The sequence below is a fragment of the Marivirga arenosa genome (assembly GCF_030503895.2).
Lineage (GTDB): Bacteria > Bacteroidota > Bacteroidia > Cytophagales > Cyclobacteriaceae > Marivirga > Marivirga arenosa.
The window spans coordinates 2,207,886-2,219,653 of sequence record NZ_CP129970.2 but is presented as its reverse complement, the minus strand read 5'-3'; the positions used below and the strand labels follow the sequence as shown (position 1 = coordinate 2,219,653).

At 32.5% G+C, this 11,768-nt stretch carries 11 protein-coding genes; 10 read left to right on the top strand and 1 reads right to left on the bottom strand.

The features are described 5' to 3' along the window. From QYS48_RS09745 to QYS48_RS09735, 3 genes are all read left to right on the top strand, one after another. Nucleotides 1–405, top strand: a complete 405-nt coding sequence (locus QYS48_RS09745) for a thiol-disulfide oxidoreductase DCC family protein (protein WP_308355740.1) — start codon at nt 1–3, stop codon at nt 403–405. Between the two features lie 61 nt (nt 406–466). Beyond that, complete coding sequence (gene fabD / locus QYS48_RS09740) at nt 467–1,345, top strand: ACP S-malonyltransferase (RefSeq protein ID WP_308355739.1); 879 nt, start codon at nt 467–469, stop codon at nt 1,343–1,345. A gap of 58 nt (nt 1,346–1,403) precedes the next feature. After that, the gene (locus tag QYS48_RS09735) at nt 1,404–2,612 is read left to right on the top strand and encodes a GAF domain-containing sensor histidine kinase (protein WP_308355738.1); all 1,209 of its coding nucleotides are present in this window, start codon (nt 1,404–1,406) and stop codon (nt 2,610–2,612) included. A 14-nt stretch (nt 2,613–2,626) separates the two neighbouring features. Here the strand turns inward: QYS48_RS09735 and QYS48_RS09730 are convergent, their stop codons facing one another. Next, the gene (locus QYS48_RS09730; RefSeq protein ID WP_308355737.1) at nt 2,627–4,015 is read right to left on the bottom strand and encodes an arginine decarboxylase; all 1,389 of its coding nucleotides are present in this window, start codon (nt 4,013–4,015) and stop codon (nt 2,627–2,629) included. A 120-nt stretch (nt 4,016–4,135) separates the two neighbouring features. Here QYS48_RS09730 and QYS48_RS09725 point away from each other — a divergent pair, with 120 nt between their 5' ends. From QYS48_RS09725 to QYS48_RS09695, 7 genes are all read left to right on the top strand, one after another. Further along, complete coding sequence (locus QYS48_RS09725; RefSeq protein ID WP_302102121.1) at nt 4,136–5,053, top strand: dimethylarginine dimethylaminohydrolase family protein; 918 nt, start codon at nt 4,136–4,138, stop codon at nt 5,051–5,053. Between the two features lie 25 nt (nt 5,054–5,078). After that, complete coding sequence (ctlX, locus tag QYS48_RS09720) at nt 5,079–6,023, top strand: citrulline utilization hydrolase CtlX (protein WP_308355736.1); 945 nt, start codon at nt 5,079–5,081, stop codon at nt 6,021–6,023. A 35-nt stretch (nt 6,024–6,058) separates the two neighbouring features. After that, on the top strand, nt 6,059–7,849 hold the full coding sequence (gene argS, locus QYS48_RS09715) for an arginine--tRNA ligase (protein ID WP_308355735.1): 1,791 nt from the start codon (nt 6,059–6,061) through the stop codon (nt 7,847–7,849). A 101-nt stretch (nt 7,850–7,950) separates the two neighbouring features. Continuing rightward, entirely contained in the window at nt 7,951–8,397 is a 447-nt protein-coding gene (locus tag QYS48_RS09710; RefSeq protein WP_302104042.1) for a glutathione peroxidase, read from the top strand. Between the two features lies 1 nt (nt 8,398). After that, nucleotides 8,399–9,295, top strand: a complete 897-nt coding sequence (locus tag QYS48_RS09705) for a 1,4-dihydroxy-2-naphthoate polyprenyltransferase (RefSeq protein WP_308355734.1) — start codon at nt 8,399–8,401, stop codon at nt 9,293–9,295. Nucleotides 9,296–9,377: 82 nt separating this feature from the next. Beyond that, nucleotides 9,378–10,223, top strand: coding sequence for a universal stress protein (locus QYS48_RS09700; protein ID WP_308355733.1), 846 nt, complete (start codon nt 9,378–9,380; stop codon nt 10,221–10,223). A gap of 116 nt (nt 10,224–10,339) precedes the next feature. Next, the gene (locus QYS48_RS09695) at nt 10,340–11,764 is read left to right on the top strand and encodes a hypothetical protein (protein ID WP_308355732.1); all 1,425 of its coding nucleotides are present in this window, start codon (nt 10,340–10,342) and stop codon (nt 11,762–11,764) included. The last annotated feature ends 4 nt before the right edge of the window (nt 11,765–11,768 follow it).

The following is an 11,768-nucleotide window of genomic DNA, read 5'->3' as shown; positions in this document are numbered from 1 at the left end:
TTGAAAAATTCTAATCCTATCATATATTTCGATGGTATTTGTAATTTATGTAATGGCGCAGTAAATTACATCATTGACAGAGATTCTAAAGCCATATTTAAATTTGCTCCTCTGCAATCTAAACACGCTGAAAAAAACCTTCCTGTTGAATTAATAAAAAATACCGACAGCATTATTTTACAAGTAAATGGTAATTTTTATCAAAAAAGTACTGCAGCTCTAAAAATTGCCTCTCAATTGGGTGGGTTTTGGAAATTATTCTATGTTTTTATTATTCTACCTCCCTTTCTAAGAGATTTTATTTATGACATAATTGCAAAAAACCGTTATAAATGGTTTGGGAAAAGAGATGTATGCAGGCTACCAACTCCTGAGCTTAAAAATAGATTTTTAGAAATGGATTAACCCATAGTTTTATATAGATTTTATAACTTGCCATCATATTCAAGAAACAAAAAAAATCGATATGAAAGCTTATGTATTTCCGGGCCAAGGCGCTCAATATCCTGGAATGGGAAAAGAACTTTATGATAATAATGCAGAAGCAAAAAAATTATTTGATCAAGCAAATGAAATATTAGGCTTTGAGATCACAAAAATAATGTTTGAAGGCACAGCCGAAGAGTTAAAAGAAACTAAAGTAACTCAACCCGCTGTTTTTTTACATTCTGTAATCAATGCCATAATTCATCCAGATTTTAAACCTGATATGGTAGCAGGTCATTCTTTAGGAGAATTTTCTGCCCTTGTTGCTAATGGCACCTTATCATTTGAAGATGGATTAAAGCTTGTTTACAAAAGAGCTTTAGCCATGCAAAAAGCATGTGAGATAAATCCTTCAACAATGGCTGCTGTTTTAGGCTTAGAAGATGAAGTGGTTGAAAAAGTTTGTAGTGAAATAACAGAAGAAGTAGTAGTTCCTGCAAACTATAATTGCCCTGGACAACTCGTTATTTCAGGTTCTAACAAAGGAATTGAAATTGCTTGTGAAAAAATGAAAGAGGCTGGCGCTAAAAGAGCAATGCCATTACCTGTAGGGGGCGCATTCCATTCTCCATTAATGGAGCCTGCTAGAGAAGAATTAGCTAAAGCAATTGAAGAAACGCAATTTAACAAACCAAAATGTCCTGTTTATCAAAATGTAAATGCTCAGGGATCAATTGAAGTTGAAGATATTAAAAATAATTTAATTTCACAGTTGACAGCTCCAGTAAGATGGACGCAATCAGTTCAGCAAATGATTCAAGATGGTGCTACCAGCTTTACAGAAAGTGGTCCGGGCAAAGTGCTTCAAGGATTAGTAAAAAAGATAAACCGGGAATCTGAAGTATCACAATTATCGTAAATTGTGAACAATCAGGATTGCAATTCATTCTAATTTATTGAATTGCAGAAATAATTTTATGCAGAAGCCAAAAATACCACATAATGAAAAAGATAGGCTGGCCGATCTTAAACGGTTACAAATTCTAGATTCTGAAAAAGAAAAAGATTTTGATGATCTTGTAGATTTGGCTTCTGCAATTTGTGATGTCCCTATCTCTTTAATTACTTTAATTGATGAGAACCGACAATGGTTCAAAGCAAAGAAAGGCTTAAAAGTTGAATCAACAGACCGGGATATTTCATTTTGTGGTCATGCAATTAATTATGATGATATTTTTATAGTTGAGAATGCAGTAGCGGATAAAAGGTTTTATGACAACCCCTTAGTAACTGATGATCCGAATATTAGGTTTTACGCTGGAATGCCAATCAAATCGGAAAAGGGATTTAATTTAGGTACATTATGTGTTATTGATTCAAAACCAAAAAAGCTCAACGAAACTCAAATTGCTGCCTTAAAAACCCTGAGTACTCAAGCCACTAAGCTAATTGAATTAAGAGATAAGAAGCATGAGCTTGAAAAGAAGAATCACGATTTAGAAAATCTAAATAACTTAAATAATCAGATTACCAGTATAATTTCTCATGACATTAAAGGCCCAATCAGTAGTCTTAGATCCTATATGAATTCAGATTATGTGAATATCAATGATCTTAATGATTTACAAGAATTATTTCCTGTTGTCAAAGAGAATTTGAACAATCTGGGAGTATTGGTAGAGAACCTTTTAGAATGGTCCAGCAATATAAATGATGTTCATATCACCTCATTTAACTTATTTGATCTAATCATAGAAATTTCAAGCCTATTTGAATCCGATATGAATCAGAAAAATATCAAAATGGAGTTTGATATTGACTTTGATTTAATAATATCAGGTGATGCCTCTATGATTAAATTTATTATGAGAAATTTAATCAACAATGCTGTAAAGTTTACTGAAGATGGCACAATTAGAATTGAAGCTCAAAAAACACAAGAGCATAGAATTGAGATCAAGGTGAAAGATACTGGAGTTGGAATGAGTCCAGAAATTATTGAACGAATTTTCATTAAGAAAAAGAAAGTATCAACTAAAGGAACTCGCAATGAAAGAGGAACTGGTCTAGGATTAAAACTAATTAGAGAATTCCTAACTATTCATAATTCTGAGTTGAATATCGATTCAAAAGAAAATGAAGGTAGTATATTTTCTTTTACACTACCTTTATCCTTTGAAAAATAAATAATTTTTAAATTCTAGTAACCTAAAATATTCAACATACTTTCACTCGTTTGCTCCTCAGCAAATAATCTTGTAGAAATATTTCCTTGATCATCTTTATCAATCAAAACATGCTTTGGTGCTGGAATTAAACAATGTTGAATTCCTCCATATCCTCCTAATGATTCCTGATATGCACCAGTATGAAAAAATCCTATATACTGCTTTTCATTCCTTTCTACTTTTGGTAAAAACACTTCAAATGAATGTGCTTCTGAATTATAATAATCCATTGAGTCGCAAGTTAAACCTCCCATTTTCACTTTATGAAATGGTTCACTCCAATTATTAATGGCCATTAGGATAAACTTTTGATTCAATCCCCAAACATCTGGTAAGTGAGTAATGAAAGAACCATCAATCATGTACCATAGCTCCTTATCATTTTGTAACTTTTGATCCAAGATGGAATAGATAGTTGCACCACTCTCCCCTACTGTATAACTACCAAATTCAGTAATTATATTTGGAGTATCTACATTATTCTTCTCGCAAATCCACTGAATATTTTCAATGATTTGGTCTACCATGTATTGATAATCATATTCAAATCCTAAAGAAGTTTTAATAGGAAAACCTCCCCCAATATCAATTGTATCTAATTCAGGAGCAATTTTTTTAAGTTCACAATATTTATCCACAAATCTACCTAACTCACTCCAATAATATGCTGTATCCTTAATCCCTGTATTGATAAAGAAATGAAGCATTTTTAAGGTAGCTTTTTCACTTTTAGCTATTTTATTTTGATATAGATTCACTACATCGTTATAGCGTACGCCTAAACGACTAGTATAAAATTCAAAAGTTGGTTCTTCATCCGAAGCAATTCTGATCCCCACTTTATAAGGCTTTTTAGCATCCGCCTCATAACTATCTATTTCATTCAAATCATCTAAAACAGGAACAACATTTTCAAATCCATCATTGATCAATTCATTTATATATTGTCTATATAATGGACGTTTAAAGCCATTGCATACAATAAAATGCTGCTTAGACACCAAACCTTTCTCATGTAACTTCCTCACAATGGGAATATCAAATGAAGAAGAAGTTTCAATATGAACGCCTGCCTTTAAGGCCTCCTCCATGACGAATGAAAAGTGTGAAGATTTGGTACAATAGCAATAGGTATAATTTCCTTTGTAATTATATTTCTCAAATGCATTTTTAAAATATTCCCTCGCCTGATTAATGTTCTGGCTAATCTTGGGAAGGTAAGTTAGTTTCAAAGGTGTGCCATACTTTTCTATTATATCCATTAAAGGAACACCATGAAACCTCAAGGCATCATCCTTTACATCGAACTCCTTTTGTGGCCAATAAAAAGTCTGTTCAATTAAATCAATGTAACTCTTCATTCTCTAAAGTTTAGTATCATCATAAAATGCAATATTGAAATATTATTGCAATCTTTGCAAAACTAAAATTTTAGCTCAGAATCTCTGATCTTTTTCAATTAAATAATTGAATAATTTTTTATGATAAATGTATATGTAAATGATGAAACTGCTCCTTTAAAGACAGTTATTTTAGGCACTGCTAAAGGTATTGGCGATACACCCGATTTAGATGATGCTTATGATCCAAAATCAAAAGAACATATAGCTGCTGGCACCTATCCGAAAGAAGCGGATATGGTTGCAGAAATGGAGGCATTTGCAAAGGTTCTGGAAAAACATAATGTAAAAGTTTACCGACCTGAAATAATCGAGAACTATAATCAGATTTTCTCCAGAGATATTGGGTTTGTGATTGAAGATAAATTCATTAAACCTAGAATTCTTAAAGACAGAAAAGAAGAAATTAAAGGAATTCAATATATTTTAGATAAAATAAATCCAGCCCAAATCGTTTCCGTGCCTGAAGATGTTAGAGTTGAGGGCGGAGATGTAATGCCATGGAATGATCACATTTTTGTAGGATATTCCGAAAAAGAAGATTTCGAGAAATATATAGTTGCACGCACTAACAAAGCGGGCTTAGATTTCTTAACAAATGAATTCCATAATAAAAAAGTAAAAGGATTTCAACTGAATAAATCGGATGAAGTAGCAAAAGACAATGCTTTGCATTTAGATTGCTGCTTTCAACCTATAGGTAATAATCAAGCCATAATTTATAAAGATGGGTTTAAGTTTGAAGAAGACTATAACTATCTAAAAGATTATTTTGGAGAAGAAAATTTAATTCATATTACAAGAGATGAAATGTATGAAATGAATTCAAATGTCTTCTCTATCAGTCCAAAAGTGATAGTATTAGAAAAGAACTTCACTCGTTTAGCAAAGATTTTAGAAGAAAAAGGCTTTACGGTGGAATTAGTTCCTTATGCTGAAATTTCTAAAATGGAAGGTTTGTTAAGATGTTCCACTTTACCATTAGAAAGAGAAAAATAAGATCATATTTCTAAACAGATTAAACATGAATAGCCAACAAAGTACCGATACCCTAATGATGATAAGACCTGTTCAGTTTCGATTTAACGAGCAAACTGCAGTTAATAATTATTATCAAAAAGCTATAGAAGGCTTATCTGCTACAGAAATACAAGCAAAAGCTGCTGAAGAGTTTGAAAGCTTTGTGAATAAGCTGAAAAGTAAAAACATCAATGTTATTGTAATTGATGATACTCCAGATCCAAGCACGCCTGACTCCATATTTCCTAATAACTGGGTGTCATTCCACGAAGATGGAAAAGTAGGCTTATATCCAATGTATGCTGAAAACAGAAGGCTGGAAAGAAGAGAGGATATTCTGGATAAGTTAAAAAATGATGAAGGTCTGAAAATCAGCGAAATTATTGATCTATCTTCTTTTGAAAATGACTCACTGTTTCTGGAAGGAACCGGAAGCATGATTTTGGATAGGCCGAATAAAATTGCTTATGCTGCTATTTCAACAAGAACAAATGAGAAAGTATTAGATGCTTTTTGTGATAAATTTGGATATAAGGCTGTAAAATTCACTGCTAATCAAACGGTTGAAGGTAAAAGATTACCAATATATCATACGAATGTGATGATGTGTGTCGCAAACGACTTTGCAATTTTATGTGCGGATTCTATAGATGATATGAGTGAGAAAAAAGCAGTAATTGACAGCCTGGAAAAGACGGATAAAGAAATCATTGAGATTACCGAAGATCAAAAACATCATTTTGCTGGAAATATGCTTCAAGTAAACGGTACTGATGGTAAGCCGTATCTTATCATGTCAAATGCTGCACATCAATCTTTAACGGAGGATCAAATTAATAGGATTGAGAATTATTGTGAAATCATAAGTAGTTCGCTTGATACAATTGAAGCTTTAGGAGGTGGAAGTGCCCGCTGTATGATGGCTGAAGTATTCTTACCTAGATCTTAATTTATCAATTCTAAAATAGCACAAACAGTAACAATATGTTGAATTTATCAGAAGAACTTAAATCCCTATCTATAAAAGCATTCAAATCTCTTTTCGATCACGATTTGGATGAAACATCAGTACAAATACAACCTACTCGAAAGGAATTTGATGGAAGCCACACTTTAGTTTGCTTTCCATTAGCTAGATTTTCAAAACTAAAACCTGAGCAAACTGCTGAAAAAATAGGTGAATATTTAAAGTCAAATTCTGAATTAGTTAGTGATTTCAATGTTGTTAAAGGTTTTTTAAATATTGTTGTTGCGGACAAAGTATGGCTACAGATAGCTGATCATATTCTGAAAACGGAAAATTATGGCTTTACCGCTCCTACTGGAAGAGAAGTGATGGTTGAATATTCATCGCCAAACACGAACAAACCATTGCATTTAGGTCATTTAAGAAATAATTTCCTAGGGTATTCTGTCTCTCAAATCCTTAAGGCAAATGGTAATAAAGTCCATAAAGTACAAATCATAAACGACCGAGGCATCCACATCTGCAAGTCAATGGTTGCCTGGCAAAAATTTGGTGAAGGGGAAACACCAGAGTCGAGCGGGATGAAAGGTGATAAGTTGGTAGGTAAATATTATGTCATATTTGATCAAAAATATAAAGAGCAGATCAAAGAACTAGTTGAAGCTGGCAAATCAAAAGAAGAAGCTGAAAAAGAAGCCCCAATCATGAAAGAGGCGCAAGAAATGCTTTTGAAATGGGAGCAAAAAGAGCCCGAAACTTATGCACTATGGGAAAAGATGAACTCATGGGTTTATAAAGGATTTGAAAATACTTATAAAACCATGGGAGTTGATTTTGATAAACTATACTATGAATCAGAGACATTTTCTTTAGGTAAGGATGAAGTATTAAGAGCAGTTGAGGAAGGCATTGCTTATAAAAAAGAAGATGGTTCAGTTTGGATTGATCTTACTGAGGATGGACTAGATGAAAAACTGCTATTAAGAAAAGACGGGACTTCTGTTTATATGACTCAAGATATTGGAACTGCAATTCTTAGATACAGAGAATTCCCTAAAATTGAGCAGCAAATCTATACAGTAGGAAACGAGCAGGAATATCACTTCAAAGTACTCTTCATTATTCTAGATAAATTAGGATACGAGTGGGCGAAAAGCTGTTACCATTTATCATACGGTATGGTTGATTTACCAACCGGTAAAATGAAGTCAAGAGAAGGAACAGTGGTGGATGCTGATGATTTGATGGAAGATATGTTTGCTACTGCCAAAAGCAGAACTGACGAGTTAGGTAAAATTGATGGCTTCAATAAAGAAGAAGCAGAAGAACTTTACAGACAGCTAGGTTTGGGGGCATTGAAGTATTACTTATTAAAGGTAGACCCTGTAAAAAGAATGATGTTCAATCCTGAAGAATCAATTGATTTTCAGGGAAATACCGGGCCTTTTATTCAATACGTTCACGCAAGAATCTGTGCCATCTTAAGAAAAGCCAATCAGCTAGAAGTAACGCCTGAGGTTAGCGAAAAAAGGGATTCATTAGAACCTACTGAAAGAAATGTATTACAACTTATAGTTGATTTTCCTGCAAAAGTTGATGAGGCCGCTAAAGAATATGCACCATCAATTATTGCAAACTATGTATATGAAGTAGCTAAAGCTTATAATAAATTCTATTCTGAAGTTTCAATTTTTAATGAATCAGATCAGGACGCTTTAGCTTTTAGAATTGCTTTCTCTAAAATTGTGGCTGAAACCATAGAAAAAGCAATGAATTTATTAGGAATAGAGGTTCCTCAAAAAATGTAGATTATTGATAAAAAGTTAATTTTAATGACATGAACAAAGCTTTCTATTTTCTGTTTCTTTTTGTGAGTCTGATTAGTTTAACATCATTAAAACAAAACAATATGTCGATATACGATTTTCAAATAGAATCTTTAGAAGGTGAAAAAATAGATTTCTCAAAATATAAAGGTAAGAAATTACTAATAGTAAATACAGCCAGTGAATGCGGGTATACTCCACAATATGCTGATTTACAAGAATTGCATGAAAACTTTGGAGATCAAATTGAAATTCTAGGCTTTCCGGCTAATAACTTCGGTGGTCAGGAACCAGGCTCAAATCAGGAAATAGCTCAATTTTGTGAAAAAAATTATGGAGTAAGCTTTCAAATGTTTGCAAAAATAAATGCAATTGGCCCTAAACAGCATCCACTATATAAACTTTTAAAAGAGAAAACTGGGAAAGAACCAAACTGGAATTTCTGTAAATATTTAGTTTCGGAAGATGGAGAAGAAATCAGTTTTTACCCGTCTTCAGTTAATCCTGGTGAGATAGCTGAAAAATTATAAAATGATTAAAAATTGGATAGAAGCATTTAGGTTAAGAACTCTTCCCTTAGCCTTGTCTTGTATTGGAATGGGTAGTTTTTTAGCTGCTTACTTTGGTGAATTCAACCTAGCCGTGTGTATACTAAGTTTAACTACCACCCTATTTTTACAAATCCTTTCAAATTTGGCTAATGATTATGGTGATAGTATTCATGGAGCCGATAGTGAGCATAGAGAAGGGCCTCAAAGAAGTGTGCAAAGAGGGAGTATTTCATCAAAAGCAATGTTTAATTCTATCATTGTTTTTGTCATCCTATCTTTTACCAGTGGTATACTACTTTTACATTACGCTGTTGGAATCGGTAGCACTACTTTTTATGTATTCTTAGGTTTTGGATTAGCCGCTATAGCTGCTGCTATTGCCTACACTAATGGAAAAAGACCTTATGGTTACAGCGGTTTAGGTGATATATCAGTATTAATATTTTTTGGGCTTTTAGGGGTTTGCGGAACTTATTTTTTACATGCTGAAAGTTTCGAACCTTTTATTCTTTTGCCAGCTATAAGTTGCGGATTCTTTGCAACTGGTGTTCTGAATGTAAACAACATTAGAGATATAAAATCAGATAAACTAGCAGGAAAAAACAGTATACCAGTAAGAATCGGTAAGCAAAAGGCACTTCGATACCATATTGCACTTATTTCTTTAGGATGTTTAAGTACTATTATATTTCTAGTTTTTCAGGACAAAATAAGAAGTATTTTTTTACTAGCTCCTGCATTTTTCTTTTTTGGGAAACATCTTCAAGAAATGATGCAAGCTGACAGTTCATCAAAATTTGACCCGCAATTAAAGCAATTGTCACTCAGCACCTTGTTATTCGTAGTTTTATTTGGATTATCGATATTAGGCTTATAATTCACATTTTATAGTGCTTTTCTCATCATTTTATAATAAGATTCGTATATTCAAATGAACAATAATTGAAAACTATATCACTATGAAAAAAATACTGGTACCAACCGACTTTTCAGATCAGGCTAAATATGCATTGAAGCTAGCTACTGAGATCGCAAAAAAGACAGATGCTGAACTTATTTTACTTCATGTAGTGGAAATACCAGGTCAACAATCATTCAATACAACTGGAGAAGCTAATCATGCTGATGGTATGGAAGGGGTGTATATTATGAAAATGATTGAATTGGGCAAAAAGAAACTTCATGCGCTAAAGGATGATGAAATTCTTGAAGGGTTAAATGTTCATGCTAAATTAGAAGCAGGTAATACATTCTATAATATTTCTTCAATCGTAAATGAACACAATCCAGACATGATTATTATGGGTACTAGTGGTAGCAGCGGTGTTGATGAAATACTTATTGGTTCCAATGCTGAGAAAGTAGTAAGAAATGCAAAATGCCCAGTACTTACATTAAAAGAAGAAATCAGCTTAGCTAGTATTGATAATATTGTATTTGCAAGCTCTTTGAAAAACGATGATAAAGAATTAGCGAATAAGCTCAAAGAAATTGCAAAGCTATCCTATGCTAAAATCCATTTATTAAAAGTAAATACTCCTAATAATTTTGAATCTAGTACTAATACTAACAAAAGAATGGATGAGTATATGAAAAATAATGGATTAGAAGCCGAAAAGCATATCCATAATGGTATTAATGAAGAGGAAGGTATTCTTGAGTTTGCAAAAGAAAATAATATCGATTTAATAGCAATGGGAACACATGGTAGAAAAGGTTTAATGCATTTATTAAGCGGCAGTATAGCTGAAGATGTGGTGAACCATTCAAAAAGACCTGTTCTTACTTTAAAACTAGGAGATTAATATTACGGTTGATTTCAATAAAATTAAGCCTCTTGATTACTCAAGAGGTTTTTTTATAACTAATTTTAAAAATTACTAATTCAACCTACTATCATTTATTCATTTTTAGAAAGATTATGAGGTTTACTCTACTCATTAGTTTTTATCTATTTTTTAGTATATCTACTTTTAGTCAGATAAATAACAGTTATGCAAATGAGCTTCATAAGAAAACAACTAATTACATTTCAAAGTCATTAAACTACTTAAAAAGTAGTCAACTAAAAGAAAACGATTCAATCTTTAAGTTTAAAGGTGAATGGGAAACACAAATGAGTATGAACTTTTGGTTTCCGATGTTAGGAAATGAAACTAGTGCTTATGACTCTAATTGCTTCTCAACGGCTACTATTCACAATATTCTAGCTGAAATTTATTTGAATTATCCAGAATATGAGCAAATTCCATTAATGCTAGATTTAGCTTTCCAGAGGATTTTAGCTTATAAAACAGGATATACTTTCAACTTCTGGAACGAACTACCTGATTTAAAAAGCTATAGAAAGAATAAAGAAATTGAGTATGTAAGGAGACCAAACAATTTTTCATTACCCGTTAGGTACATTCAAAAAGCAGCAAATGTAGCAGATGATGCAGATGATACAGCTGCCGGACTAATGGCTATTTATTATCAGAATAAAATAAATGATCAAAATATACCAGACAGCTTAAATGATATACATAAAATATTTGACCAATATATTGATTACAATAGGAATAACCGAAACTGGTATAACGTATGGCAAGGACAAGGAATAAACACTAAAGCCTATTTGACTTGGTTTGGAGAAGAACATTCTGAAACACGACCTTGGAATATACTTCGTGAATTTTTACATCAGATTTCTTTGTTAACCCCACTAAGTAAAATGTATCCTCATGCAGGCGAACCTTATATTCCATACGGAAGTAATGATATTGATATTGTGGTAAATATGAATATTTTAAGAATGTTTAGCCTATATGATAATAATGAAAGTTTAGTGAAACACTATTCCGCTGCATTTGTGGAAGATCAAATTTTGAAAGAAAAATTTGATTATAAAGCAGTGTATTATCCAAACCAATTTCATATTCCGTATTATGTTACTAAAGCTTATCATTCAGGAGTTAAAGAACTTGAGAAAAGCAGTAAAATTGTTGAGAAGTTTATTCTACAAGAATTTGAAGAAAACGGTCATTGGGTATCTAGAAGTGGTATTAACAAAGGAGACAGTTTGCAATCTACCATTTATGCAGTAAGTGCTCTTTTAAATTCTGGTGGTTTAAATTCTGCAAAATCTGAAAAGGCTATTGTAGCCGGATTAGATTCTATACTTTCAAAATCAATTGAAACTGACAATGAGATTCATTGGACAGGTGGAGTGTTTTTTTCTGGTGGAACTGTGGTGCGGGATGTTCTTCATTGGAAATCTGATGCAGTAACTACAGCATTAGTGCTTGAATTATTGGTTAATTTGAGAAACCATCTTGAAAATAAATACCCAGAATTAAAGGATTAAAAAG